The sequence below is a fragment of the Ethanoligenens harbinense YUAN-3 genome (assembly GCF_000178115.2).
GTDB lineage: Bacteria > Bacillota > Clostridia > Oscillospirales > Ethanoligenentaceae > Ethanoligenens > Ethanoligenens harbinense.
In genome coordinates this window covers 2,250,748-2,277,011 of the sequence record NC_014828.1, presented here as the reverse complement: position 1 = coordinate 2,277,011, position 26,264 = coordinate 2,250,748, and the positions used below count along the sequence as shown (strand labels likewise).

The window sequence follows — 26,264 nt, the reverse complement described above, 5'->3', positions numbered from 1 at the left end:
GCGGCTGAAAACGTGCCGTGCTTTGCACTGCTTTGCCGAATTTCTAGCCCCCGCTTTGCGGAAAAGGTGCGAAAATTAACAGGCAAAGAGAAATGCAGGCACGAAAAACCGCTTGCTACAGCCGACAAATGTCCGGGGCAAGCGGTTTTCTTTTAGAAAGTCCGGCCAAAAAGATGCACGGTAAAAACATGGGCACAAAGCAAACGCGCCCACAAAGCTGTGGGCGCGTTTTGTCTGCGGCGACTCGCCATTGGTGGGAACAACAGGGCTCGAACCTGTGACCCCCTGCTTGTAAGGCAGGTGCTCTGACCAGCTGAGCTATGCTCCCGTGCGAGGAAAGCGCATCGTGAACCGCGACGGAGTACATTTTACTATAACGGCGGCAAAAAGTCAATTCCATCCGGTGCCTCCGAAGAAAATCCTTGACACATGCCGGAGGATTGGTATAATAGGGTACATACTTTGTAAAAGTGTGTGTGCAAACATGCCTCTGTAGCTCAGTCGGTAGAGCAGGGGACTGAAAATCCCCGTGTCGGTGGTTCGATTCCGCCCGGAGGCACCAGTGAAAACCATGAATGTGAAGAGCCCATGCGGTGGGCCTGCACAGAGTTGTTTTCCCCCATTGCGGCGCCATAGCCAAGCGGTAAGGCAAAGGTCTGCAAAACCTTCATTCCCCAGTTCGATTCTGGGTGGCGCCTCCAATGTTCCCAGCGGGCAGCCATGGTTTCCATGGCTGTTTTTTATTGCCGGTTTATAGCAGCAAGGAAAGGTGATCGCATGTTGACTGCCGTTTTGATCGTGTCGGGGCTTGCTGTTTTGCTTTCGGCCGTCACGCTTGTGCGGGTATTGCTCATCCCCGGGCAGAGCGTGGATGTGCGGCGCATCGAGGCGCTGCGGCAGGATGTGCTTGAGCAGCTGCGCGCCGCGCGCGGCGAAACGAGCGAGTCCATCCAGAGCAGCATTAAAAACCTGAGCGAACTCCTGGCGGGGATGCAGACGCAGGCCGCAGCGGCAGAAAACCAGCGCTTCACGCAGATGAGCGGGCAGCTCTCGCTGCGGCAGGATGCGCTGCAAAAGAGCGTGAATAGTCTTGTCACGACGCTGGACAAGCGGATGGCCGACTTCGCGGTGCAGAACGAGCTGAAGCTGGAAGGGATGCGCGCCATGATGGAAAGCCGGCTTTCCGCCATGCGCGAGGACAACGCCAGGCAGCTTGACCGTATGCGCCAGACGGTGGATGAAAAGCTTGAAAAAACGCTGACCGAACGCGTCGGGCAGTCGTTTAAGCTGGTCAATGAGCGGTTGGAGCAGGTGTATAAGGGCCTGGGTGAGATGCAGACCATCGCAGCCGGCGTGGGCGATCTGAAAAAAGTGCTTTCCAATGTGAAAACGCGCGGCGTGCTGGGGGAAGTGCAACTGGGTGCGATCCTGCAGGAAATCCTGCCGCCCGAGCAGTATGCAGCCAACGTGGCCACCCGACCGGGCAGCGCGAATGTGGTGGAATACGCCATCCGGCTGCCGGGAGCGGACACCGGCACGGTCTGGCTGCCGGTGGACGCCAAATTTCCCGCCGACGCGTATGCCAGGCTGTGCGATGCCTATGATACGGGCGACAAGGCGCTGATCGCGCAGGCGGGCACGGAACTGGAGCAGCGCGTCAAACTGTTTGCCAAAGACATCCATGACAAATACATCGAGCCGCCGCAGACAACCGAATTCGGCGTGATGTTTTTGCCGTTTGAGGGGCTGTACGCCGAAGTGGTGCGGCGCGGTCTGCTCGAAACCCTTCAGCGTACCTATAAGGTCACGGTGGCGGGTCCGGCCACCATGGCCGCGCTGCTCAACAGCCTGCAGATGGGTTTCCGCACGCTGGCCATCCAGAAGCGTTCGGGGGAAGTCTGGCAGGTGCTGGGCGCCGTCAAGACCGAGTTTGAGAAGTTCGCGGGCGTCCTCGCCAATACCCAGCAGCGGCTGGAGCAGGCCAACCATGAGCTGGACCAGCTGGTGGGCGTGCGCACCCGGCAGATCCGGCGCAAACTCAAAGATGTGGCTGCCCTGCCGGACGTGCAGAGCCGTGCACAGATGGACGATACGCCCGCCGAATCGGAATGATATGCGGACGGTTTTCCGAAAACCCTGCAGGAGACCGCCCGCCCGGTTTGTAATATAATATGGAAACAAACCGGCGAGCCGTCCGTGCGTTCATACCACATACAGGATCGGCACGCCCGGCAGCTTCCGCCCGAGCTGTTCCCGCAGCCAGGCTTCGCCCTCCGCGCGCAGGGCGTCGCGGTAGCAGTATCTGCCGCGCCCGCGCCCGGTCATCTGTGCCGGGTCATAGAGCTCGGCGGCATCGGGAAACGCCTCGCGGTTGATGGCGCGGTGCACATAGCTGTAGGTCATGAAAATGATTTCGATGAATAGTTGCTTCTTCACCGCCCGGCTGAGTTCGTCCGCCAACTGGTCGAGCAGCTCAGCATAGAGCGCGTGCCAGTTTTCCACCAAAATGACCGGCGCGAGCAGCATGCCCACCCGGTAGCCCGCGCCGCAGAGGCGGTTCATGGCCGCAATGCGCCGCCCGAGCGCGGCCGTGCCCCGCTCGATCTCCCGGATGATGGGCTGGGGGTTGACGCTCATCCGCACGATGACCCGCCCGCGGTGCGCCAGCGGGAGCAGCGGCTCCACCATGTCGAATTTGGTGGGAAAGGTAAGCCGGCCTTTGGAGCTTCCGGCAAATTCCTCAATGGTCCAGGGCAGGTTGCCGGTGATGGTGTTTTCCAGCACCAGGTCGCTGTTGCTGCCGATCTCAAACACCAGCTCCCGGTCGGAACGCGCGGCGGTGCGCACGAGCTTCTCCATCATCTCCTCGCGGTTGACGAACAGCCGCAGGTAGGCGCATTTGTTGTAATGGCAGACCAGGTAGCAATACAGACACATGGCCGTGCAGCCCGAGGACGTATATGGCACGAGAAAATCGGATACCTTGCGGTTGGGAGTGTAGCGCAGCGTTTTGCGCACACCCACGACGAGATGCCGTTTCATGGGCACGAATGCGCTGTTGGGGTTCTGCCGCAGCGATGCGATGTTGTTGTGGTTCTCCACGGGCAGCCACGGCACATCCGCGAACTGTGCCCGCAGCCGCCGGCCCAGCGGATAATCCAGCGCCGCAGGCTCATAATAGACCGCGTCCGGTTTCATGGAACCGCCTCCTTACGGGACTAGTATGCCCGGCCGCGCCGCCGGATGGCTTGCGCGAAGCGCGCCAATCGCGTATACTTAGCATAAGCTCCGCGCAAGCGGTTGCCTATTGCTGTTTTTTCGAAAACCATGAGGTGCAACATATGATCCAGTCACTGCTGCATATGGACACGCAAACGGTCCAGTCGTATCTGCTCGGTTATCTATACACGCTGCCTGTCCTGTTCATCGCGTTCCCGGTGCACGAATGCGCCCACGCCCTCGTGGCGTATGCGCTGGGTGACCGCACGGCCAAATGGCAGGGCCGCCTGACACTCGACCCGCTCAAGCATTTGGATCTGATGGGCACCATCTGCCTGATTTTATTCCGCTTCGGCTGGGCCAAGCCGGTGCCGGTCAATCCGAACAATTTCAAAAATCCGCGCGTCGGCATGGCGCTCACAGCTATTGCCGGGCCGCTTTCCAATCTGCTGATGGCGTTTGTCTCGCTGGCACTGCTGCGGGCCGTGCAGGTCGCGCCGGCCATGCAGAGCGCTACCGGCGCGGCCGCCACGCTGGTGACCATCCTGGTGCAACTGTTGACGGTTTCCGCCGAGATCAACACCGGCCTGTTCCTGTTCAACCTCATCCCCATCCCGCCGCTGGACGGTTCCCGCGTGCTGATGCTCTTCCTTTCGCGCGGTGCGGAAGCCATGCTCTACCGGTACGAAGGCATGATCCAACTGGTGCTGATGGGCGCGCTGTTTCTGGGGTTCCTCACCACGCCGCTCATCACCGCGGAGCAGGCGGTACTGAACGGCATATGGTCGCTGCTCCCCTGACGGCTGCATAATAGGGGCAATATATGGAAAGACTTACATTTAAGCTCCCGGTGTTCGAGGGGCCGCTCGATCTGCTTCTGCATCTGATTTCCAAGCATAAGCTGGATATCTGCGACATCCCCATCGCGGAGCTGCTTGAACAGTATATGGCCTATCTTGACGAAGCCAGCCGGATGGACATGGAGTTCACCAGCGCGTTTCTGGAGATGGCGTCCCGCCTGGTGCAGATGAAATCGGCCATGCTGCTGCCCAAGCAGGAGAAAGACCCCCGCGAGGAACTGGTGACGGCCCTGCTGGCCTACCAGACCTGCAAGACACTGGCTGCGCTGCTGGCCGTCCGGCGGCAGGAGCATTTCGTGCGCGCGCCGCAGCCGCTCCCGCGCGCGCAGACCTACCGGCTGCGCCACCGCCCCGCAGAGTTGGCGGAGGCGTTTGTGCTGGCGCGGGGCAAAGCGAAAGCCAAACAGCCGCCCACTGCCGACACGTTTTCCGGCGTGGTGGTGCGGGCGGCGGCGTCGGTCACCACCCGGGTGCTGCATGTGATGCGGCGGCTGGCGCGGGGCGGCGGGCAGCGTTTTCGCACTGTGTTTGCGGATGTGAGCAGCCGCTCCGAGGCGGTGGCGACCTTTCTCGCCGTGCTGGAGCTGGTGCGCGCGGGGCGTGTGCAGGCCACGGCGGAGGGGGACGACGAGATTCTGCTGCTCAGGAGGGGGACAGTGAAATGGGAGTGACAGATCTGGCAAAGCTGGAAGCCGTCCTGTTCGCCAGCGGCGAGCCGGTGCCGGTGGCGAGGCTTGCCGCCGCGCTGGAAGCGGACGTGCCCGCCGTGTGGAAGCTGGCGGACGCGCTTGAGAAGGCGCTGGCCAAGTCGGGTGTTTGCCTGTTGCGGCTGGAAGACAGCCTGCAGTTGGCTACCCGCGCGGAATGTGCCGAGGCGGTGCACAAGGCGCTGGACATGCGGCGGGACACGCCGCTTTCCTCCGCCGCCATGGAGGTGCTGGCTGTGGTGGCCTACCGGCAGCCGGTCACCAAAAGCTATATCGAGCAGGTGCGCGGCGTGGACTGCGGCGGCGTCCTCTCCAGCCTTACCGCCAAAGGGCTGCTTGATGAGTGCGGACGGCTGGAAGTGCCCGGCCGCCCCATCCTTTACGGCACCACTGCCAATTTCCTGCGCTGCTTCGGGCTTTCCTCGCTGGACGATCTGCCGCAGACGGGCGGGCAGGGGGAGTCGTCCGATCAGTTGCAGTGGAGCCTGCGGGGGGAAACGTGATGGGATGGGTGCTTGCGGGCATCGCCGCCGTGCTGGTGCTCGTCGGGCTGTCGCGCGTGCGGCTGCTGGTGTCTTATGACGGGGCGTTCCGGTTCGATGTGCGCTTCTGGTTTTTTCGCCTGCGCCTGCCCGGGCAGCCCGGCGCCAAAAAGGTCAAACCCGGGAAGGAAAAACCTGCCAAAGACAAAGCTGCGTTCAAGCCCGATCCGTCCTTTTTCCTCGAACATTTCTCCGAATTGTTCGATCTGGCGAAGAAACTGGTGGCCGCTACCGGCCGCCGCCTGGTGGTGGACAGGCTGTATCTCGACCTGCGCATCCATGAGGACGACGCGGCGTCCACCGCCATCCGCTACGGTCAGGCCTGCGCGCTGGTGTACACGGCAACCGGTTTTCTGGGGAGCGCCTTGCGCGTGCGCAGGCACGATATCCGCGTGGCGCCGCTTTTTGAAGAGGGCGAGGCGTCGGCGGCGTTCAGCGCCGCGCTTTCCATCCGCGTGTTTTCCGTCCTCACGCTGGCTGTCACACAGGGGGCGGCCGTTATCAGAATGATGCTGTCCTTTTTGCGCTCCGCAAAGGGCACGACTATGCAGAAAGATGGTGCTGTATCATGAGTGAACATCCGATCAAGGGCCTGCTGGACTCGACTTTGCAGAACATCCGCAATCTGGTGGACGTCAACACGATCATCGGCCAGCAGATCGTTACGTCCGACGGCACGGTCATCATCCCCGTATCCAAAGTGTCGCTGGGCTTTGCCTCGGGCGGTTCCGACCTTCCGGCCAAAACGGAAAAGGAACTGTTCGGCGGCGGCGGCGGTGCGGGCGCGACCATCAACCCGGTGGCTTTCATCGTGGTGTCGCAGGGGCAGGTCAAGCTGTTGCAGATCACCCAGAATTCCTCGATGGCCGACAATGCCATCAGCATGGTGCCGGAATTGATCGACAAGATCGCGGCGCTGTTTAAAAAAGACAAGAAGAAAGACCAGGACCCCGACGCCGACCAGACAGCCGCCGGCATCTGAAGCATCCGCCGTTTTTCCCCAAGCCGGTTCATTTCCCGTCCCTTCGCCGCATATGGTTAGGAGAAGATATCCGCCATGCAACGGTAGAAACGGGGGATGGATGCGGTGGTGCGGAAATGGGCGGCTTGTCTGGCGGCGGTGCTGCTGTTCGTTACGGTCGGGCCGTCCGCCCGCGCGGCGGCGGTGTCGGCGCGGGCGTATGCGCTGGTGGAGCAGACGACCGGCCGCGTGATCGCAGGCGCCGATATGGGCGAGCGGCTGCCGATGGCCAGCACGACCAAGATCATGACCGGGCTGCTGGCCTGCGAATCGGGCGAACTGGACAAAACGTTCACCGTGCCGCCCGAGGCGCTCACGGTGGAAGGGTCCTCCATGGGTCTGCAGCCGGACGAATCCATCACCCTGCGTGCGCTGGTCTACGGCCTGCTGCTCGAGAGCGGCAACGACGCGGCCAACAGCATCGCCATGCTGTTGGGCGGTTCCGTCGAGGGCTTTGCCGCGCAGATGAACGCCAAGGCGCGTGCACTGCATCTGAATGATACGCATTTTGCAAATCCCTCCGGTCTGGGGGCGGACGGCCATTATACCACCGCGCTCGACCTGGCTCGGCTGGGCGCATATGCGATGAAAAATCCCGATTTCGCGCAGATCGTGGGCACCAGGCGCGCTACGGTCTCTTATAACGGCATCGCCAACGCCCGCACGCTCATCAACCACAACCGTCTGCTGGGCAGCTATGACGGGGAGATCGGCATCAAGACCGGTTTTACGAAAAAAAGCGGGCGCTGTCTGGTTTCCTGCGCCAGACGCGGCGGTGTCACCCTGGTGCTGGCCACGCTGAACGACCCGGACGACTGGCGCGACCATGCCGCCCTGCTCGACCAGGGGTTTTCGGAGCTGCAGGCGCGGCCGCTGCTCGCCGCGCCTGTGGAGCGCCGTGTGCGGGTGACGGACGGAGCGCGGGATACCGTTGCCGTGCGGTGCGACCCCGCGGTTTCCGCCGCCTTGCGCGCGGAGGAAACCGGTCAGGTTGCTATGCAGGTGCGTCTGCCCGGCAAGGTGGAAGCACCCGTTCGCGCCGGGCAGAAGATCGGGGAACTGCGCTTTACGCTCGACGGCGCGGAGATCGCGCACGGCGACCTGTTGGCGGTTGCCGCCGTAGCAAAAGCGCCGCCCAGACCCAATCCGTTTGTTTCATTTTTCCGGGGTGTTGGCGCGTTTTTTGCGCGGCTGTTCGGGCAAAAAAATCAAAAAAGCGTCGCTTCCCGGGCCTGATGTGCACCGGAGGAAGCGGCTTTACAGAACGGTTGATATGCGGGCCCTGCCCGCCCGACGAGGAGTTATGCCGGATGAGTGCAAAAGAAATGAGACTGCAGAAATACCTTTCGGAATGCGGGGAGACCTCGCGCCGCAAGGCGGAAATATGGATCACCGCCGGCCGGGTGCAGGTCAACGGCCGTCCGGCCCGTCTGGGGCAGAGCGTGCACCCCTCCAAAGATCTTGTGACGGTGGACGGCCGCGCCGTGGCGCCCAGCCCTAAGGTCTACATAGCGCTAAACAAGCCGCGCGGGTATGTGACCACGCTGCATGACGAATTGGACAGGCGCTGCGTCACCGATCTGCTCAAAGGCGTGGAAACACGTGTCTACCCCATTGGGCGGCTGGATCGGGACAGCGAGGGCCTGCTGCTGCTCACCGACGACGGCGCCTTTGCTAATGCCCTTACCCATCCGCGTCATCATGTGCCGAAAATCTACCATGTGTCGGTGCGCCCGCGCGTGACGGAGGAGCAGGTCGCCAGGCTGCAAAACGGCATCGAGCTGGACGGCCGTATGACCGCGCCCGCCAAGGTCACGGTGCTGCGCAGCGGCAGCGACCGTTCGGTGCTGGAACTGGTGCTCTATGAGGGGCGCAACCGTCAGATCCGCCGCATGTGCGAGGCGCTGGGGCTGGAGGTCGCCAGGCTTTCCCGCGTGGCGGTGGGCACGGTGAAGCTGGGGGGACTGCGCAGCGGCCAGTGGCGCGAGCTGACGGACAAAGAAGTGCGCGCGCTCGAACGCGCCGCCGGCCTGCGGGATTGAACCCCGGCCGCAGCGGCCGCAATGCCGGATTTGGACCGTTTTGGTTGACAAGCCGCCGCCAAAAAGTTACAATATAAGGTACGATCCCCCCGTGCGGCCCGCGTGGCCGCCGGTTGTTATCAGAGTGAAAGTGTGATGTTATGATCCGGAGCATGACCGGGTACGGCCGTGTCCAGCAGACGGTGCGCGGCTACCGAATCCTGTTGGAGATCAAGGCGGTCAACCACCGTTTCTTTGAATTTTCCGCTCGTGTGCCCAGACTGTACGGCTATCTGGAAGAAAAGCTGCGCACCTATGTGCAGCGGTTCCTCACGCGCGGGAAAGTGGAAGCGGTGCTCACCGTGGAGCCGGAAAACGGCGCGCAGACCAGTGTGATGCTCAACACACGTTTGGCCGCGAGCTACATAAACGCGTTGCGCGAGCTGCAGGCGCGTTTCAACCTCCAGGACGATCTTTCGGTTTCCACCGTGGCGCGGTATGCGGATCTGTTCTCGGTGGAAAAAGCGCCGGAAAACGAGGAAGATGTCTGGGAGGCCGTGCGTGAGGCGGCAGACACGGCACTTGAGGGGCTGGTGCGGATGCGTGAAGCCGAAGGCGCGCGCCTGCAGGCGGACATCACCGCGCGCGCGGAACGCATCCGCTCGCTGGTGGAGCAGGTGGAGCAGCGTTCTCCCCAGACGGTAGCCGAATACCGGGCCAGGCTCTCCACACATATGCGCGACGTGCTGGCGGATGCCAAGCTGGATGAAAACCGTATTTTGCTTGAGGCCGCCATCTATGCGGACAAGGTCTCGGTGGCGGAGGAAACGGTGCGTCTCAAAAGCCATCTCGCCCAGTTCGCCGCTATGCTGGAAGGCGGCGAACCGGTGGGGCGCAAGCTCGATTTCCTTATGCAGGAAATGAACCGCGAAGCCAACACCATCGGTTCAAAAGCTTCGGACGTGGAGACCGCCCGCGTGGTGGTCGAGATCAAGGCCGAATTGGAAAAGATCCGCGAGCAGATCCAGAACATCGAATAAAGGCGGGGAGAATCCGCCGCCGTACGGTTCGGTGCGCGGAAATGTGGAGGGTATGGAATGAAACTCATCAATATCGGTTTCGGCAACATGGTATCGGCCAGCCGCCTGGTGGCGATCGTCAGTCCCGAGTCGGCTCCCGTCAAGCGCATCGTGCAGGATGCGCGCAAGCGCGGCTCGCTTATCGACGCCACCTACGGCCGCCGCACGCGCGCTGTCATCATCACCGACAGCGACCATGTCATCCTGTCGGCCGTGCAGCCCGAAACGGTAGCCAACCGGCTTTCCGAAGAGCGCGGCGGCGCCGATGCGCCCGAAACCGACGCGGCGGAAGGGGAGCAGGATGAAAATGCCTGAACGCGGGCTGCTGCTTGTGGTTTCCGGACCGTCCGGCGCCGGAAAAGGCACGGTGATTGAGGAGCTTTTCCGGCGCCGCGCCGGTCTGTTCTACTCCATTTCGGCCACCACGCGCGCCCCCCGTCCGGGCGAAGTGGACGGCGAGCAGTATTATTTCCTTTCCAAAGAGGAATTCGAACAGGAAATCGCGCAGGACAATATGCTGGAATATGCGCGTTACTGCGAGAATTATTACGGTTCGCCGCGCGGCCCGGTGGAAGACAAACGTGCGCAGGGGCTGGATGTGATCCTTGAAATCGAGGTGCAGGGCGCCATGAAGGTCCGCCACAACTGCGCCGACGCTACGCTGGTCTTCATCATGCCACCGTCCATTGAGGAACTGGCCAAACGCCTGCGCGGGCGCGGCACTGAAAGTGAGGACGTGGTGCGCAGGCGGTTGGAGACCTCCAAGGCGGAAATCCAGACGGCGAGCGCCTACGATTATATCGTGCTCAACGACGAGGTGGAGCGCGCCGCGCGCGATGTGGATTGCATCATCACCGCCGAAAAGCTGCGCTCGCAGCGCTACACAGGCGGGTTTCTGGCATAAAAACCGCATGGACCTTCGCATATCCGGCGGGTACATGCCGTAAAATGAAGAAAGAGATGGGTCGGCCGCCGTGGGCGGCAGCGGCCCATCCGACATATAGGGAAAGAAGGGGCTTTTTTATGCTGAAGTTATCGGTCAATGACATTGTCCGCAACAATGAAAACTGTTATTCGTTTGTGGTCGCGGTGTCCAAGCGCGCCCGCCAGATCGCGGAGGAACAGCGCGATGAAGGGACCATTCCGGATGAACGCCCGGTGGACATGGCGGTGGAGGAATTTATGGAAGGCAAGTTCCATATTCTCCAGCCGGACCTGAACGCCGAAGCTGAAGCGGACGCGGAGGAAGAAGCCAAACTGCGCGCCGAAGAGGATGCTATTGCCAAACTGCGCGCGGAAGAAGCACGGCAGGATAAGAATGGGGCGGACGGACAGCAGTCCTGATCCACGTCCGCAGTTGGGAGGTGTGCCATGCAGACCCAAACGGTCGCCCTTGTTGCCGTGGAGGGGGTGGCATACCATTTTGACAAACTGTTCTCCTACGCGGTGCCGGATGGGCTGCGCGCTGCGGCGCTGCCCGGCGCGCGTGTGGTCGTCCCGTTCGGCAGGGGGAACCGCCGTCGTCGTGGCGTGATCGTATCGCTTGCGCAGCAGGACGGCGGACGGCTCAAGGCGCTGTTCGCGGTGCCCGATCCGGCACCGCTGTTGGATACGCAGAATCTGGAGCTCGCGGCCTTCATCAAAGCGCAGACGTTCTGCACGCTCTACGAGGCGCTGCGGCTGATGCTGCCGGTGGGAGCGGAGGTGCAGATGACACGTACCTACCGCGCCGCCGCCTTGCCGCCCGAGACGCTGGCCATGCTCCTGCCCGAGGAGCAGCGGGTGTTTACCTTGCTGGCGGGCGGCCCGATGGAGCAGGCCAGACTGCTGGAGAAAGCGGGCCTGCCGAATGCCGCACTGCCCGAAGAACTGGTGCAGCGCGGCCTGCTGCTCGCTGAGGACGGCACCGCGCAGTCTGCGGGCGCCGGAGAACAGATGGCGCGTCTGGCCGTTTCACCGGATGAAGCAAAAGCCTTGCTGGACGGCAAAATGCTCACCGCCAAGCGCCGCGCGGTGCTCCGGGCGTTGCTGGATGCGGGCGAGATGCCGGTGCATGCGCTCTGTTATCAGGCGGGGGTGACACGTGCGGTGGTGCGTGCCCTCGAAAAACAGGGCGTGGCGGCGGTGTATGAGCGGCGGGTGTTCCGCAGCCCGCTGCGGCAGACCGCGCCGCATGCCGCCCGCCCCGTGCTTTCGGAAGCGCAGCAGCGGGCTTACGAGGGATTGCTGGCGCGCTACCGGCAGGGTGCGTCGGCGGCGCTGCTTTACGGCGTGACCGGAAGCGGAAAAACACAGGTGTTCCTGCGGCTGATCGAAGACGTGCGCGCCGACGGGCGTGACGTGATCGTGCTGGTGCCGGAGATCGCGCTCACGCCGCAGGCCGTGGCCCGATTTTACGCCCGCTTCGGCGGAGACATCGCCGTGCTGCACAGCGGCCTTTCCGCCGGGGAGCGCATGGACGAATGGCAGCGCGTGAAAGACGGCAAGGCGCATGTAGTGGTGGGCACGCGATCGGCGGTGTTCGCTCCGGTGGCGCACCTGGGTGCCGTCATCATGGACGAGGAGCAGGAGCACACTTACAAATCCGAGTCTTCCCCGCGCTACCATGCACGGGATGTGGCGCGTTTCCGCTGTGCCAAGAGCGGGGCGCTGCTGTTGCTCGCGTCGGCCACGCCGTCCTGCGAGAGTTTTTATGCCGCGCGCACGGGGCGGTATGCGCTGTTCGAATTGCCGGGGCGTTACGGCGGCGGGCAGATGCCGCCGGTGCTGGTCGTGGACATGAAAACGGAACTGCAGGAAGGCAACGACGGCCCGCTCAGCCGCACGCTGGTGCAGGAACTGCGCCGCAACCTCGAAAACGGCGAGCAGTCCATATTGCTGCTCAACCGGCGCGGCTTCAACACGTTCGTTTCCTGCCCGTCCTGCGGGCATGTGTTTACCTGTCCGCACTGCAGCATTGCGCTCACCTACCACAGCGCCAACGGGCGGATGATGTGCCACTACTGCGGCTACAGCGCGCCGCGCCCCACGTCCTGCCCGTCCTGCGGCGCATCCACGGTGCGTTTTGCCGGTGCGGGCACGCAGAAGGCCGAGCACCTGCTGGAGGAGGTCTTCCCACAGGCGCGCATCCTGCGGATGGACATGGATACCACTGCCGGCCGTTTTGCGCACGAGCGCCTGTTCGACGCGTTCGGGCGCGGGGAATATGATATGCTCGTGGGCACGCAGATGGTGGCCAAAGGGCTAGATTTCCCCAATGTCACGCTGGTGGGTGTGCTCTCGGCCGACCAGTCGCTCTATTCGGGGGATTACCGCGCGGCTGAGCGCACGTTTTCGCTGCTCACGCAGGTAGTGGGCCGGGCGGGCAGGGGGCGGCTTTCCGGCCGGGCGGTCATCCAGACGCAAACGCCCGAGAACGAGACCATCCGGCTGGCCGCCGCGCAGGATTACGGGGCGTTTTATCTGCATGAGATGGCCCTGCGGCAGTCGCTGCTCTACCCGCCGTTCTGCGATATCTGCGAGATCGGGTTTTCGGGCGGGGACGAATCCGCGGTGCAGGTGCTGGCGCGGGCGTTCTTAGAGCGGTTGCACCGGGCGCTGCCTGCCTCGGGCATGCCGGTGCGGGTGCTGGGGCCGTCGCCCGCGGCGGTGGTCAAGGTCAAGAACCGCTACCGCTATAAGATCATCATCAAGTGTAAAAACGACCGGCGCCTGCGCGCGCTGGTGTCCGGTCTTTTGATTGAATTCGGAAAACAGAAACCGGCGCAGGGCATGGCCGTCTTTGCGGATATCAATCCGCTGGGCGGCGCGTGACCCGGCTGATGGGAGGAAACTGCTATGGCGATCCGTAAGATCGTGACCGTGGGGGACGATGTGCTCCGCAAGAAAAGCCGCGTGGTCACGGTGTTTGACCAGAAACTGCATCTTTTGCTGGACGATATGCGGGACACGTTGCTGCAGGCCGACGGACTCGGCCTGGCCGCGCCGCAGGTGGGTATCCTGAAGCGTGCGGTGGTCATCCGCATCGGTGACGAGTTCGTGGATTTTGTCAACCCCGAGATCATCGCTGCCGAGGGTGAACAGCAGGAGCTGGAAGGATGCCTGTCCATCCCCGGCAAATGGGGCATTACCAAGCGCCCCGCCAAAGTGACCATTCGGGCGCAGGACCGAAACGGCAACTTTTTTGAAAAAACCGGCGAAGGCCTGCTTGCCCGCGCTTTCTGTCATGAAACCGATCACCTCGACGGCGTGCTCTACACCGATCACGCTCTCCGCATCCTCACGCCGGAAGAGTTGGAAAAAGAGGAGAAGCGGAGATAAGCGGCGCCCAATCTTGCCGCATCGCATTTGTAACGCAGTGCATGCCGCAGCCCACACGGCCACTTTGCACATGGTGTTCTGCTCGGCGCATATGCGTGGCCATCGCGGCGTTTTGCATGCGCCAGGGAGGTTAGCCGGGGGTTCTCTATACCACAAAAGCATCGGATTCTGTTGGGTAGAGGATGTTGTCAAAACGGAGGATTTGTCATGCGTATCGTATTTATGGGTACACCGGCGTTTGCTGTGGAAACATTCCGGCGCATCGTGGCGGACGGCCATGAGATCGGCGGCGTGTTTACCCAGCCGGACAAACCGCAGGGGCGGAAAATGCGCCTGACGCCCCCGCCCGTCAAGCTGGCGGCCGAGGAAATCGGAGCGCCGGTTTTTCAGCCCGCCACACTCAAAGACCCGGCCGTCCAGCGCACTATTTTCAATTTGGCGCCGCAGGTGATCGTGGTGGTGGCCTATGGGCAGATTTTGCCCGAAAAGGTGCTGAACATCCCGAAGCTCGGCTGCATCAACCTGCATGCGTCGCTTCTGCCGCACTACCGCGGGGCCGCGCCCATTCAGTGGGCCGTCATCAACGGGGAACGGGAAACGGGTGTGACCACGATGCACATGGCCAAAGGGCTGGATACCGGCGACATGATCCTCAAAAGGACCGTGCCCATCGGCGAAGACGAAACCTATGGCGAACTGCACGACAAACTCATGCGTGTGGGCGCACGGCTTGTGTCCGAGACCCTGCCGCTGCTCGAGAGCGGCAACGCCCCGCGCGAAAAGCAGGACGACGCGCTGGCCACCTATGCGCCCCGCATCACGCATGAGACGGGCCTGCTGGACTTTGCAAAGTCCGCAGCGGCGGCGCATAACTTGGTGCGCGGCCTTTCGCCCGCTCCCGGAGCGTATACAAATTTCCGCGGCAAAGGGTTGAAGGTGTGGAGCACCCGGTTGTCCGGCGTGCGGAACGGCGTGCCCGGCACGGTGTTTCCCGACGGGGAAACACTGGAAGTGCTTTGCGGCGACGGGTGCTGTGTGCGTCTGCTGGAGGTGCAGGAGCAGGGCGGCAAACGGATGGACGTCGCACTCTACCTGCGCGGTCACCACCCGCTTCCCGGCGAGCGGATGGGGGTGTAAGGCGTGGCGCAGGCGCGCGAAGTCGCGCTTTCGGTGTTGCTGCGTATGGAGCAGGACGATTCCTATTCCAACCTGCTGCTGGACGCCGAACTGGAAAAGGCGGCGCTTTCCAGACGGGACGCGGCGCTTGCCACCGCGTTGGTCTACGGCGTGGTTGCGCGCCGCATCACATTGGACTATTTGCTGGAAACGGCGTCCGGCCGGCCGGTGCAGAAGATGCAGCCCGTGCTGCGCGCAATTTTGCGGCTGGGTGCGTACCAGCTTTGCTATCTGGATAAAATACCCGCAAGGGCCGCGGTGAACGAAGCCGTGCAGCTTGCAAAGAAGCGGCATCTGGGGCACGCATCCGGGTTTGTCAACGGTGTACTGCGCGGGCTGGACAGGAAACGTGGTGCACTGCCGTTTCCTTCGGAAGAAGCCGACGTGCTGCGCGCGTGGGAGGTGCGGTATTCCTGCCCGCGTGCGCTCATCGCACTCTGGCGGCAGGCCTATGGGCCGGAGCGGACACGGGAGATTCTGGAGCAGCTCAACGCCGTGCCGCCGCTGGCCGTGCGGGTGAACACGCTGCGCACCACACCGGACGCACTCCGGGCGGAACTGGCGGAGGCGGGCATCGAGGCCGCACCGGACGCGTCGGTGCCGGACGCGTTGCTGCTTTCCCACTCCGCTGATCTGCGCACGCTGCCCGCGTTCACGGAAGGGTGTTTTTTTGTGCAGGACATCGCTTCGCAGATGGCCTGCGCCGCGCTCGATCCACAGCCGGGTGAAACGGTGTATGACCTGTGCGCCGCGCCGGGTGGCAAGAGCTTCACGTTGGCGCTGCACATGCGCGGGCAGGGAATGGTGCGGGCATTCGACCTGCATGCGCACCGCGTCCGGCTCATTGAGGAAGGCGCTGGGTGGCTGGGCCTTTCGGGCATCGTGCAAGCGTCTGTGCGGGACGCGACAGGCGGCGAACCACTCCCGCCTGCCGACCGCGTGCTCTGTGATGTGCCCTGCTCCGGGCTGGGCGTGATCCGCCGAAAACCGGAAATCCGCTACAAAAACCCCAAAATATTTGACGGACTGCCCGATTTACAGTATCATATACTTTGTGATGGCGCAGCGAACCTCAAACCGGGGGGCGTGCTGGTCTATTCCACCTGCGCGCTTAACCCCGCCGAAAACGAAGCGGTGGTCCGCCGTTTTCTGGACGGGCACGCCGGGTTTGAGCCGGTGCCGTTCCCCAGTGCGCCCGCGGGCAACGCAACGCTGTTCCCGCAGGCGGATGGGACGGATGGCTTCTTCATCGCAAAGCTGCTCCGCCGTTCGTAACGGTTGGGCGACCCGGATAAAGGCGAAACCGATGGATGAAAAACGTGACCTCAAATCAATGGATATCGAAGAACTCGGCGCGTTTTTCCGCGCGCTGGGCGCGCCTGCCTACAAGGCGAAGCAGGTGTTTGCCTGGCTGCACCGCGGGGTCGGTTCGTTTGATGAAATGACCGACCAGTCCAAGGCGTTCCGCGCCGTGCTGGAGGAGCATGCGCTCATCACCCGCGTGCAGACTGTGCGCAGGCTGGAATCTGTGCTCGACGGCACCGTGAAGTACCTGTTCGCCCTTTCGGACGGCGAATGTGTCGAAACGGTGATGATGCGCTATTCCTACGGCGATTCCGTCTGCATCTCCACGCAGGCGGGCTGCCGGATGGGCTGCGGGTTTTGCGCCTCCACCCTCGGCGGGCTGCACCGCTCGCTTGCACCCTCCGAAATGCTCGACCAGATTCTGGCCGTCACGAAGGATACGGGGCGCAAGGTGTCGCATGTGGTGCTGATGGGCATCGGCGAGCCGCTCGACAATTATGAGAATGTTGTAAAATTTCTGCACCTGCTTTCATGCAAAGGCGGGCTCAACATGAGTCTGCGGCATGTGTCCCTCTCAACCTGCGGGCTGGTGGACGGTATCCGCCGCCTGATGGAGGAAAAACTGCAGTTGACGCTTTCGGTGTCGCTGCACGCGCCGAACGACGCGATCCGTTCCTCCATCATGCCGGTGAACCGGAAATGGGGCGTGAACACGCTCCTGGCCGCCTGTCGGGATTATATAGAAGCGACCGGTCGGCGTATTTCGTTTGAGTATGCCATGATTGACGGGGTGAACGATACGCCCGCGTGCGCCAAAGAACTAGCGGCGCGCCTGCGCGGAATGCTCTGCCACGTCAACCTCATCCCGGCCAATCCCGTGAAAGAAAGAAGCTATCAGAAAAGCCCGGCTGAAAAAGTGGAGCGGTTTCGCCGCCTCCTGGCGGGATTCGGGCTGACAGTCACCGTGCGGCGCACGCTGGGCGCGGATATCCAGGCTTCCTGCGGGCAGCTCAGGCAGGCGGCGCGGTGACAAAAGGGAGGGACACCTTTGTTGCAACTCATCGGCAAAACGGATGTCGGGAAAGTGCGGAAAACCAATCAGGATGATTATGCCTATGGGCAACTGCCTGGCGGCGCGGTTTGGGCCGTTGTCTGCGACGGTATGGGCGGCGCGAACGGCGGCAGCGTGGCCAGCAGCATGGCGGTGCGTTCGATCGAGCACAGCATCCAAAGCCGGTATGATGGCCGGACGGACGACGAAGCGGTGCGCGCTCTGCTTTTTTCCGCTCTGATGGACGCCAACGCCCAGGTGTATGCACGCGCCGGGCAGGACGTTTCCCTGTATGGCATGGGTACCACGGTGGTCGCCTGCATTGCGACCGCCGATTTGCTGTTTGTGGCCCATGCCGGCGACAGCCGCGCCTATCTGCTCGACCGGGAGGCCACACAACTCACGCGCGACCACTCCGTCGTGCAGGAAATGGTGGACAGCGGCGAGATCACCGCGGAAGAAGCGCGTAATCATCCCAATAAAAATATCATCACACGTGCACTGGGCGTGGAGCCCGCGCTGAAGATTGACTTCGGCGCCCATCCATTCCCAAAAGGCGCGGGTGTGCTGCTCTGCTCCGACGGGCTTTCCAATCTGGTGGAAAGCGAATCGTTCGTGCAGGCCATGCGGGAAGATTCTGAAACAGCAGCCGAAAAACTCACGGCCCTTGCCAACGAGAACGGAGGCACGGACAATATCACGGTGGTTATGATCGTCAACCGGAACGACCAGGAGTGAAACGGATGGAAAACATGATCGGCAGAAAGCTGGACGGCAGATACGCCATACAGGAAGTCATCGGCGTGGGCGGCATGGCCATTGTCTACAAAGCCTACGACGAGATCGACGACCGCGTGGTCGCCGTCAAGGTGCTCAAAGACGAATATCTCTCCAACGAGGATTTCAAACGCCGGTTCAAGAACGAATCCAAGGCCATTGCCATGCTGTCTCACCCAAACATCGTGAAGGTGTACGATGTCAGCCTGGATGAGCGCCTGCAGTACATCGTCATGGAATATGTAGACGGCATCACCCTCAAGGAATACATCGACCAGCAGCATGTGCTCACCTGGAAAGAGGCCGTGCATTTTACCGTGCAGATTCTGCGCGCGCTGCAGCATGCGCATGAAAAGGGCATCGTGCACCGGGACATCAAGCCGCAGAACATCATGATGCTGGAGGACGGCACCATCAAGGTGGCCGATTTCGGCATCGCGCGCATGGCCAACAGTGAAACCCGCACCATGACCGACAAAGCCATCGGCTCGGTGCATTACATCAGCCCGGAGCAGGCCAGCGGCAGTCGCACGGATGAAAAATCCGACATCTACTCGCTGGGCGTCATGCTGTATGAGATGCTCACCGGCAAGCTGCCGTTTGACTCGGAAAACGCCGTGTCGGTCGCCATCATGCAGATGCAGACCGATCCCCGCCGCCCGCGCGAGCTCAACCCCGATATCCCGGAGGGGCTGGAGGAGATCACGCTGCGCGCCATGCAGAAGGAGCCCGCCAGGCGGTATGTCTCCGCGGCGGCCATGCTGGCTGATATCAACGCGTTCAAGCAAAACCCCAGCATCCATTTTGCATATAAATATTTTGTGGACGACAGCCCCACCCGGTATTATGACGCAGTGAAAAAGGTCAAGGGGGAACCGGAGCCGGAAAAACAGCCGGAAGTCGCTCCCAAAAAAGAGGCGGCCAAAAAGAATAAATCCTATATCAGTCTGCTGTCCAAGATCGCCATCGTGTTTATCCTCATCGCGGCGGTCATCATCGGCATCATGATGTATGTGTTCGGTATCTTTCCGCATAGCGCCACCCCGGATGTCAAGGTGCCCAATCTCGTGGGCCAGCAGTACGATACGGTGGTGCAGCAGTATGGCAAAGAGCTGCAGATCGTCAAGTCCAACACGCAGTACGACAACACCGCACCGGCCGGGCAGATTCTGTCTCAAAACCCGAAAGCCAATGCAGACGTGAAGAAAAACGCGCAGGTCTCGGTGGTGGTCAGCCTGGGGCCGAAGCAGGTCACCGTGCCGGATGTGACCAATTTGGCCCAGGCCGACGCGGTGGCGCAGCTCACCGCGAACGGGCTGCAATACACCATCCAGTCGATTAATGACGACAGCGTGGCAAAAGGCTCGGTCGTCAAGACCGACCCGGTGGCGGGCACGCAGGTCAATTCCGGCTCGAGTGTCACGCTCTATATCAGCCTCGGGCCGGTCGTCGTCAATGAGACGGTGCCGAACGTGGTGGGCATGACGCAGGATGCGGCCAAGACCGCGCTGGAAAACGCCGGGTTGAAGCTGGGCAATGTGACACAGCAGAGCAGTTCGACGGTTGCCGCCGGCACCGTTATCTCGCAGGACCAGAAGGCCAACACGCAGATTCCGCAGAACACGGCGGTCAATCTGGTGGTGAGCAGCGGTACACCATCGGCCCCGAATGTGGTCGGTGAATCGATAAGCAAAGCAACGAGTGATCTTCAGAATAATGGATACTCGCTTGGCAATGTGACATATGCCAATAACAGCACGGTGGCGCAGGGAGATGTCATCAGCCAACAAACGGAATCGGACAACAAGCATGTGGATTTAGTGGTGAGCCTCGGTCCGGCAACGAGCAGTGTATCTAGTACGTCCAGCACAGCTAGTACGTCCAGCACATCCAGCACGACAACCAGTACGACAACCACCACGACAAACACCTATCATTCCTCCCGTGGGCGCAAATGATGGAAAATGCCGCTATAGAACTCTACGAAGGTCTGATCGTCCGCGCGACGGGCGGGTTCTATTACGTGCGGGATGCGAAGCACACGGTGGCCTGCCGTGCGCGCGGCATTTTTCGCAAGGAGAAGATGACGCCTCTGGTGGGCGACCGGGTGCGGTTTTCCGTGCAGGACGAACAGGCGGGCGAGGGCACGGTTGAAGAAATCCTGCCGCGCCGCAACGCGCTGGTGCGCCCGCCGCTCGCCAATCTGGACCGGCTGTTCATCGTGTCGGCTGCGGCGTCGCCGCAGTCGGATACGTTTGCCATTGATAAACTCTCGGCGCTGGCCGAAACGGCCGGGATCGAGCCGGCGTTCATCTTTACCAAGTGCGACCTTGCGCCGGTGGACGAGCTGGCGGATATTTACCGCAAGGCGGGCTTTGCCGCCTTTGTGGTGTCCAGCATGACGGGGCAGGGCGTGACCGCGGTGCGCGACGCGCTGCAAGGCGTCTGTGCGTTCACGGGCAATTCCGGGGTGGGCAAGTCCAGCCTGCTCAACCGTATCGCACCGGCTCTGTCGTTGCAGGTGGGTGATGTCAGCCGCAGGCTGGGGCGCGGCCGCCACACTACCCGCACGGTGGAGCTGTTCCGCATGGCGGATTACGGTATCTCCCAAGAGGGGTATATGGCCGATACGCCGGGCTTCTCGGCGCTGGACGTGGCGGGCGCGGTGCTCATCCGCAAGGAGCAGTTGCCTTTTGCCTTCCGGGAGTTTGCGCCGTATCTGGATGGCTGCCGCTACCGTGGGTGCGCGCATGTGCGCGAGGACGGTTGCGCGGTGCGCGCGGCCGTGGAGCGGGGGGAGATCGCCGCATCCCGCCACGCAAGCTATTGCGCGATGTACGAAGCGGTGAAAGACATCAAGGACTGGGAATTGAAAAAATGAGCAGATGCCTCTTGATCGCCGCAGGGCCGATGCAGGATATCCCCGCGCTCCGGCGCCTGGTGCGGCCGGACGATTATATCCTCTGTGCGGACGGCGGTGCCGATAACGCCCGTCGGTTGGGCGTGCGCCCGCAGCGGGTGCTGGGCGATCTGGATTCCGTGGAGCGTCTTCCGGAGGGCGTGCCGGCGGAACGTTTTCCGCCTGAAAAGGACGATACCGACACCATGCTGGCCGTCAAGCGCGCGCTGGTAATGGGGTATCGTTCTTTTTTGCTGCTTGGCGCATGGGGTGGCCGCCCGGATCATGCCTATGCCAATCTGTGCGCGCTGCTCTATCTGGCCGAGCACGGCGCTTCCGGTACGATTGCGGACGGCGGCGTGGAAATCCATGTGGTGAAAAACGGCTCGCTGCGCCTGAAAAAGCGCGAGGACTATTATGTGTCGGTCTTTCCGTTTGACGGGCCGGCGGATGGCGTGAACGAAACCGGAATGAAATATGGACTGACGGACGCCTGCCTGCGCACCGCCGATCCGCTGGGTGTGAGCAATGAATTTCGCGACGAGCAGGCCGTGATCTCGGTGAAACGCGGAGCGCTGCTCATCATGCTCTGCCCCAAATCCTGCGGTCTCCCGCTGAATAGCAGACATCTTGGTTGATTTCCCGTCCTCCGCATCCTCGCTGTCATCGGGAACGGAGCAGCCTACTTTCCTTCTCATCCTTATAGGTCCAAAAGATTCGTGCGAATCTTGGTTTCCTCTTTTATGGAGAACCGTAGAAAAACCATCCGGTTGATATGCACGCCTTTCCTGTCCGGAACATATAGTGGTGGTGACGGCAGGGCATAGCCGCAATGCAATCATGCCATACCATATGCCGTCTGATTGAGTGGGAGACACATGAACAGACGGTGCCAAAAAGCCCTTGGGGCGGTTTTTCTCGGGGTCGGTGTGCTGATGGCCTTTGTCCTGCCCGTGGAGCTGACGGTCGTTTTGCTGGCGGTCGCCTTGATCGTGGTGGGCGTTTTTTGCAGCAAATGCTGATGCCGCGCGGCACCGGCAGATACGGAGGGATTGGATATGAAAGTTGTCGTTTGGAAGAGCCCGCGCTTCCTCAAAGGGCTGCTGCGCCTTTTGTTTGGTATTCGGCAGGGCGAGTGAGTACATATAGTGCGTCACAAAGGCCGGGGCCCCCAAAGGGGCCCCGGCCTTTGTGACGTGTGCGGTTGAGTCAGGCGTGCCGGTGGAAAGCCGATCCGTTCGCGCGGTGTATCCAGCGCCACGGCCGACACGCGGCACAAAAAGCGGCAAGGAGCAGCAGGGTGATATAGCCGCACAGGCCCTGCCATCCGCTGCGGTCAAGGAAAAATCCGCCCGACCATCCCACCAGGCTGGCACCGATGTAATAGAACAGCAGATAAAACGAGGCGGCCTGCCCTTTGCAGCTGTGTTCCGCCAGCAGGCCGGTCCAGCCGCTTGCGACCGAATGCCCCGCCATAAAGCCAAACGAGACCAGCGCCACCCCGGCGATCTTGACGACCAGGTTGGGGTAGAGGGTGAGCAGCACGCCCGCGATAAAGACGCCGATGGCCAGCGCCAGCACATTGCGGCGCGAATAGCGGTCTGCCATCTGCCCGAACAGCACCGAACTGAAAATGCCGCACAGATTGACGACGAACAGAAAGCCAAACGCCGTCTGGCTGAGGTTGTAGGGCGCGTGCATGAGCGGATAGCCGATGTAGTCGAGCACGGCGGTGTATCCGCCCATCAGCAGAAACGCGGCGATATACATGGGCCAAAGGTGGAGGTTGCAGAGGGTCTTTTTCACGCTGGCCAGCCAGTTGGAAATCGAGATACACTGTTTTTTGAAATTACGCGAATCCGGCAAAAACCGCCAGAACCACACCGCGCCCGCCAAGCTGACCGCGCCCTGTATCCCGAATGCGATGTGCCAGTTGGTGTGTTCGGTAAGGATACCGATGATGAGCCGGCCGATCAGGCCGCCCGTCGCCGTGCCCGCCACGTAGTAGCCGATGACCCTGCCGATGTCGCGCGGAGAAAATTCTTCGTTCAGATAAGCCATGGCAATGGACGGGAACCCGGCGATGGAAATCCCTTCTAAAAGACGCACGACCAGAAAGGCCGAAAAATTCTGCAAAAATGCGGCGGCGACCGTCATGCCCGACGTGAGCAGCAATGAAACGCTCATGAAGCGCTTGCGGTCGAATCCCCCCGCGAACATGGTGATGAACAGCAGGCTGACCGCAAGCGCGACCGACGTGAGCGAAATGGACAGGCTGGCTGTGGCGGGCGGGATATGGTATTCTTTTGAATACAGACTGATAAGCGGCTGTGGGCTGTACATCACGGCATAGGTGATGGTGCTGCCCACCAGCACGCCCAACGAAGCGCGCTGCGCCTCTTTTGTCCCGATTTGTATGTACTGCAAATCTGTCATCTCACTTTTTGGACGGCGGCGCGTAAGGCCGCACGCCGTTTTTGTCCGCGCAGGACGCGATCCATTCCGCCGGCGGTTTGCCCGCGATTTCTGCCGCGGGCCAGACGTCCCGCAGCGGCACAAGCACGAACGCCCGCTCAAACATGCGCGGGTGCGGGAGGGTCAGCGTTTCGGTTTGCATGTGCAAATCGTCATACAGCAGCAGGTCAAGGTCGATGGTGCGCGGCCCCCAGTGGACGATGCGCCGTCTTGCCAGCGCGGTTTCGATCCGCTGCAAGGTTTCGAGCAAGGACTGCGGTTCCAGCGCGGTGCATGCCCGGCAGACCTGGTTGAGAAACGCCGGCTGCTCGGTGTAGCCCACGGGGGCGGTCTCGTAGATGCCGGACACCGCAGTCAGCCGGATACCGGATTCTGCTATTTTTTTCCTGGCGGCTTCCAGATACCCGGCGCGGTCACCCATGTTGGAGCCGAGCGCGATGTATACGTCATGCGCGACGGGAACGTTCAATCTCCACACCTACCCATTCGAATGTGCCCCGCATGGGGGCCCGCGGCTTTTTCACACGCAGCCGCACCGACTGTACCATGGGAAAATATTCCAGAATGGCCCCGCAAAGCACCTCTGCCAGCCGCTCGATGAGATCAAACGACTGCTCCCGCACGATGCGGATCAACAGCTTGTTGACGGCGGCGTAGCTCACCGTGTCCGCGAGGTCGTCGGTGCGGCAGGCGGCGGAAAGGTCGGCCGCCAGCTCCACATCAAAAAGGAATGGCTGTTCGGCGGCCTTTTCCTCAGGGTTTACACCGTGCCGGCCGGATATTTCCACGCCCTGCAGCAGAATTTTATCCATGTATCTCCTCCGGCGTGCGCACCAGCGCGTCGGTCATTTTGCAGACCCGCGCCATCTCCTTTACGTCATGCACCCGCACGAAATCCACGCCCCGTTCGATGCCGAACGCAACGGTGGCCGCCGTGCCTTCCACCCGCTCGTCCGCCGGCAGGTCCAATGTTTTGCCAATGAGCGATTTGCGCGAGGTGCCGAGCAGCACCGGATAGCCAAGCGCCTGCAACTCCGGCAGCCTGCGCATGGATTCGATGTTCTGCGCAAGGTCCTTGCCAAAGCCGATGCCCGGGTCTACCGAGAGGTTCGCGTCCGGCAGGCCGGCATTTTTGGCCAGCCGGATGCTTTCGCGCAGGAAGGTGAGCATGTCGCCCATGAAGTCACGGTAGGCGGTGCCGTCCTGGTTGTGCATGAGCACCGCGCCCGCGTCGTATGCGGCGGCCGTGCGCGCCATATCCGGGTCGCGCTGGAAGCCCCAGATGTCGTTGACGATATCTGCGCCCGCTTCCAGCGCCTGCCGGGCCACGGCGGCCTTCATGGTGTCGATGGAAACGGGAACGCTCACCGAGGCTTTCAGCCGCCGGATGACCGGCAGCACGCGCGCGGCCTCTTCTTCGGCGGGAACGGGCGCGTAGCCCGGGCGGGAGGATTCGCCGCCGATGTCGATGATGTCCGCCCCGTCCTTAATCATCTGACAGGCGCGATCCACCGCTTCGTCCGCGTCGGCATAGGAACCGCCGTCCGAAAAAGAGTCGGGCGTGACGTTCAGAATGCCCATCACATAGGTCTTTTGCCCGAGCGGCAGGTCGTAGCCCCGGCAGTGAAACGTGCGAGGTTCGCGCGTAAGAGCATGCGTGAGCACTGCGCCGACCTCGCGACCGATTTCGGCCAGTGAGCCCTGCTGCATTTCCAGCTTGACGAGCAGGCGGCGGAACTGCGCCGCAGTGCCCATCAGCAGCACGTCGGAGTATTCGTCTTTGAAATCGGCCACGCCCTTGCTCACGGCGGCGTCGCCGCCTTTGCCGAGCATTTCCTGCTTGAGGATGTTGGCTGCGAACGGCGTGACGTGTTCGAGCCGGACGCAAAGGTGCAGCGCTTTGACGGCGAGCAGTTCCACCGCCGCGCTGTGCACGTTGATTTTTTTTACTTCCTCCACCGCCTCGCACATTGAGCGGATGGGGACGATCCGGGCATTCCACATGGTCTGCGCGCCTCCCTTTATCTGGTGTATGGCTTGAGCAATGCGGCGGCTTCAGCGCGCAGGGCAGCGTCCGTTTTCAGCTCGCCGATGGACCGGGAGGTGACGGTTTTGGCACCCGGCTTTTTGATGCCGCGCATGGTCATGCACAGGTGTTCCGCTACCACCACCACCGCCACGCCGCGCGTCGTGGCGGCGCGTTCCACGGCGTCGGCGATCTCGGTGGTCAGCCGCTCCTGCAACTGGGGTTTGCGCGCCAGCGTGTCCACGATGCGCGCCAGCTTGCTTAGGCCGAGGATGCGCCCGTCCCGCGGCAGATAGGCGATGTGTGCCTGGCCGTAGAACGGGAGCAGATGATGCTCGCACATCGAATAAAAGGGGATGTCCCGCACCACGACCAGCTCGTCGGGCAGTCCCTCCCCGAACAGTTTGACATCCTCAAGCGGGTCGCGTTCCAAACCCGCGAACAGTTCCTCATACATCCGCGCGACCCGTTCGGGGGTCTCTTGCAGGCCGGGACGGTCGGGGTTTTCGCCCACCGCCGCCAGCAGCTCCCGAATGGCTCGCGCGGCTCTTTCTTTATCTACCATGTATCCTGCTCCAAATCGTTTTGACCGCGTCATCAGGCGGGCTGCCCCATCTGCATATGCGGCCGCTCCTGTCATTTTAACCCGTCTATGCCTACATTTCAAGGGAAAATACCGACGGAAATGCCGTAAAAAGGCGAAAATCCGCCTTCCTGTGACCCGGCACGGCGAAAAAAGCCTTTTATTTTTTACAAGAATATGATGGTGCCGCGGCCGGATGTATT

The 26,264-nt window shown here is 61.9% G+C and carries 28 protein-coding genes and 3 tRNA genes; 24 read left to right on the top strand and 7 right to left on the bottom strand.

What is annotated here, in order from left to right; genetic code table 11:
• Window positions 1-251: 251 nt before the first annotated feature.
• Window positions 252-328: transfer RNA gene (locus ETHHA_RS10695), tRNA-Val, on the bottom strand.
• Window positions 329-486: 158 nt separating this feature from the next.
• On the opposite strand from ETHHA_RS10695, the gene ETHHA_RS10690 reads away from it, so the two are divergent.
• The 3 genes from ETHHA_RS10690 (at window position 487) to ETHHA_RS10680 (ending at window position 2,112) form a co-directional block, all read left to right on the top strand.
• A tRNA-Phe gene (locus tag ETHHA_RS10690) sits at window positions 487-562 on the top strand.
• Between the two features lie 64 nt (window positions 563-626).
• Window positions 627-701: transfer RNA gene (locus ETHHA_RS10685), tRNA-Cys, on the top strand.
• A 76-nt stretch (window positions 702-777) separates the two neighbouring features.
• Window positions 778-2,112: a DNA recombination protein RmuC gene (locus tag ETHHA_RS10680; protein ID WP_013485994.1), complete on the top strand. Its 1,335-nt coding sequence runs from the start codon at window positions 778-780 to the stop codon at window positions 2,110-2,112.
• Between the two features lie 90 nt (window positions 2,113-2,202).
• Here the strand turns inward: ETHHA_RS10680 and ETHHA_RS10675 are convergent, their stop codons facing one another.
• Window positions 2,203-3,198: an SPL family radical SAM protein gene (locus tag ETHHA_RS10675; protein ID WP_013485993.1), complete on the bottom strand. Its 996-nt coding sequence runs from the start codon at window positions 3,196-3,198 to the stop codon at window positions 2,203-2,205.
• Between the two features lie 143 nt (window positions 3,199-3,341).
• Between ETHHA_RS10675 and ETHHA_RS10670 the strand changes: the two genes are divergently transcribed.
• The 21 genes from ETHHA_RS10670 to ETHHA_RS15630 all read left to right on the top strand — a co-directional run bounded on the left by ETHHA_RS10670 (window position 3,342) and on the right by ETHHA_RS15630 (window position 21,999).
• Entirely contained in the window at window positions 3,342-4,019 is a 678-nt protein-coding gene (locus tag ETHHA_RS10670; RefSeq protein WP_013485992.1) for a site-2 protease family protein, read from the top strand.
• Window positions 4,020-4,042: 23 nt separating this feature from the next.
• Window positions 4,043-4,750: a segregation and condensation protein A gene (locus ETHHA_RS10665; protein WP_013485991.1), complete on the top strand. Its 708-nt coding sequence runs from the start codon at window positions 4,043-4,045 to the stop codon at window positions 4,748-4,750.
• Complete coding sequence (gene scpB, locus ETHHA_RS10660) at window positions 4,741-5,289, top strand: SMC-Scp complex subunit ScpB (RefSeq protein ID WP_013485990.1); 549 nt, start codon at window positions 4,741-4,743, stop codon at window positions 5,287-5,289. The genes ETHHA_RS10665 and scpB overlap by 10 nt, the downstream gene beginning before the upstream one ends.
• Window positions 5,289-5,900, top strand: a complete 612-nt coding sequence (locus ETHHA_RS10655; RefSeq protein WP_013485989.1) for a DUF2953 domain-containing protein — start codon at window positions 5,289-5,291, stop codon at window positions 5,898-5,900. The genes scpB and ETHHA_RS10655 overlap by 1 nt, the downstream gene beginning before the upstream one ends.
• Window positions 5,897-6,310, top strand: coding sequence for a GerW family sporulation protein (ytfJ, locus tag ETHHA_RS10650; protein WP_013485988.1), 414 nt, complete (start codon window positions 5,897-5,899; stop codon window positions 6,308-6,310). The genes ETHHA_RS10655 and ytfJ overlap by 4 nt, the downstream gene beginning before the upstream one ends.
• A 105-nt stretch (window positions 6,311-6,415) precedes the next feature.
• Window positions 6,416-7,585, top strand: coding sequence for a D-alanyl-D-alanine carboxypeptidase family protein (locus ETHHA_RS10645; RefSeq protein ID WP_013485987.1), 1,170 nt, complete (start codon window positions 6,416-6,418; stop codon window positions 7,583-7,585).
• Between the two features lie 74 nt (window positions 7,586-7,659).
• Window positions 7,660-8,391: a pseudouridine synthase gene (locus ETHHA_RS10640; RefSeq protein WP_013485986.1), complete on the top strand. Its 732-nt coding sequence runs from the start codon at window positions 7,660-7,662 to the stop codon at window positions 8,389-8,391.
• Window positions 8,392-8,531: 140 nt separating this feature from the next.
• Window positions 8,532-9,410 carry a YicC/YloC family endoribonuclease gene (locus ETHHA_RS10635; RefSeq protein WP_013485985.1) on the top strand — a complete coding sequence of 293 codons (879 nt, stop codon included), beginning with the start codon at window positions 8,532-8,534 and terminating at the stop codon, window positions 9,408-9,410.
• Window positions 9,411-9,467: 57 nt separating this feature from the next.
• Window positions 9,468-9,764, top strand: a complete 297-nt coding sequence (gene remA / locus ETHHA_RS10630; protein WP_013485984.1) for an extracellular matrix/biofilm regulator RemA — start codon at window positions 9,468-9,470, stop codon at window positions 9,762-9,764.
• The gene (gmk, locus tag ETHHA_RS10625; RefSeq protein WP_013485983.1) at window positions 9,757-10,353 is read left to right on the top strand and encodes a guanylate kinase; all 597 of its coding nucleotides are present in this window, start codon (window positions 9,757-9,759) and stop codon (window positions 10,351-10,353) included. The genes remA and gmk overlap by 8 nt, the downstream gene beginning before the upstream one ends.
• Window positions 10,354-10,472: 119 nt before the next feature.
• A complete protein-coding gene (locus tag ETHHA_RS15265) occupies window positions 10,473-10,793 on the top strand; it encodes a DNA-directed RNA polymerase subunit omega (protein WP_013485982.1) in 321 nt (106 codons plus the stop codon).
• 27 nt (window positions 10,794-10,820) lie between these two features.
• Window positions 10,821-13,262: a replication restart helicase PriA gene (gene priA, locus ETHHA_RS10615; protein ID WP_013485981.1), complete on the top strand. Its 2,442-nt coding sequence runs from the start codon at window positions 10,821-10,823 to the stop codon at window positions 13,260-13,262.
• 24 nt (window positions 13,263-13,286) lie between these two features.
• On the top strand, window positions 13,287-13,769 hold the full coding sequence (def, locus tag ETHHA_RS10610) for a peptide deformylase (protein ID WP_013485980.1): 483 nt from the start codon (window positions 13,287-13,289) through the stop codon (window positions 13,767-13,769).
• A 207-nt stretch (window positions 13,770-13,976) separates the two neighbouring features.
• Window positions 13,977-14,906, top strand: a complete 930-nt coding sequence (gene fmt / locus ETHHA_RS10605) for a methionyl-tRNA formyltransferase (RefSeq protein WP_013485979.1) — start codon at window positions 13,977-13,979, stop codon at window positions 14,904-14,906.
• A gap of 3 nt (window positions 14,907-14,909) precedes the next feature.
• Window positions 14,910-16,220, top strand: coding sequence for a 16S rRNA (cytosine(967)-C(5))-methyltransferase RsmB (rsmB, locus tag ETHHA_RS10600; RefSeq protein ID WP_013485978.1), 1,311 nt, complete (start codon window positions 14,910-14,912; stop codon window positions 16,218-16,220).
• Between the two features lie 31 nt (window positions 16,221-16,251).
• Window positions 16,252-17,280 (top strand): dual-specificity RNA methyltransferase RlmN, encoded by a 1,029-nt coding sequence (gene rlmN, locus ETHHA_RS10595; RefSeq protein ID WP_013485977.1) that lies wholly within the window; start codon window positions 16,252-16,254, stop codon window positions 17,278-17,280.
• Window positions 17,281-17,298: 18 nt separating this feature from the next.
• Window positions 17,299-18,039 carry a Stp1/IreP family PP2C-type Ser/Thr phosphatase gene (locus ETHHA_RS10590; protein WP_013485976.1) on the top strand — a complete coding sequence of 247 codons (741 nt, stop codon included), beginning with the start codon at window positions 17,299-17,301 and terminating at the stop codon, window positions 18,037-18,039.
• 5 nt (window positions 18,040-18,044) lie between these two features.
• Window positions 18,045-20,036 carry a Stk1 family PASTA domain-containing Ser/Thr kinase gene (pknB, locus tag ETHHA_RS10585; protein WP_013485975.1) on the top strand — a complete coding sequence of 664 codons (1,992 nt, stop codon included), beginning with the start codon at window positions 18,045-18,047 and terminating at the stop codon, window positions 20,034-20,036.
• A complete protein-coding gene (gene rsgA, locus ETHHA_RS10580; protein ID WP_013485974.1) occupies window positions 20,033-20,959 on the top strand; it encodes a ribosome small subunit-dependent GTPase A in 927 nt (308 codons plus the stop codon). Before pknB ends, rsgA begins: the two co-directional genes overlap by 4 nt.
• On the top strand, window positions 20,956-21,615 hold the full coding sequence (locus ETHHA_RS10575; protein WP_013485973.1) for a thiamine diphosphokinase: 660 nt from the start codon (window positions 20,956-20,958) through the stop codon (window positions 21,613-21,615). The genes rsgA and ETHHA_RS10575 overlap by 4 nt, the downstream gene beginning before the upstream one ends.
• 240 nt (window positions 21,616-21,855) lie before the next feature.
• On the top strand, window positions 21,856-21,999 hold the full coding sequence (locus ETHHA_RS15630; RefSeq protein ID WP_013485972.1) for a hypothetical protein: 144 nt from the start codon (window positions 21,856-21,858) through the stop codon (window positions 21,997-21,999).
• A gap of 187 nt (window positions 22,000-22,186) precedes the next feature.
• On the opposite strand, the gene ETHHA_RS10570 is transcribed toward ETHHA_RS15630, so the two are convergent.
• From ETHHA_RS10570 to folE, 5 genes are read right to left on the bottom strand one after another with little or no spacing between them, the layout of a single operon-like run.
• Window positions 22,187-23,413 (bottom strand): MFS transporter, encoded by a 1,227-nt coding sequence (locus ETHHA_RS10570; RefSeq protein WP_423219393.1) that lies wholly within the window; start codon window positions 23,411-23,413, stop codon window positions 22,187-22,189.
• 1 nt (window position 23,414) lies between these two features.
• The gene (gene folK / locus ETHHA_RS10565; RefSeq protein ID WP_423219391.1) at window positions 23,415-23,930 is read right to left on the bottom strand and encodes a 2-amino-4-hydroxy-6-hydroxymethyldihydropteridine diphosphokinase; all 516 of its coding nucleotides are present in this window, start codon (window positions 23,928-23,930) and stop codon (window positions 23,415-23,417) included.
• Entirely contained in the window at window positions 23,899-24,264 is a 366-nt protein-coding gene (folB, locus tag ETHHA_RS10560; RefSeq protein ID WP_013485969.1) for a dihydroneopterin aldolase, read from the bottom strand. Before folB ends, folK begins: the two co-directional genes overlap by 32 nt.
• Entirely contained in the window at window positions 24,257-25,456 is a 1,200-nt protein-coding gene (gene folP / locus ETHHA_RS10555) for a dihydropteroate synthase (protein ID WP_013485968.1), read from the bottom strand. Before folP ends, folB begins: the two co-directional genes overlap by 8 nt.
• A 17-nt stretch (window positions 25,457-25,473) precedes the next feature.
• On the bottom strand, window positions 25,474-26,043 hold the full coding sequence (gene folE / locus ETHHA_RS10550; RefSeq protein ID WP_013485967.1) for a GTP cyclohydrolase I FolE: 570 nt from the start codon (window positions 26,041-26,043) through the stop codon (window positions 25,474-25,476).
• Window positions 26,044-26,264: the final 221 nt, after the last annotated feature.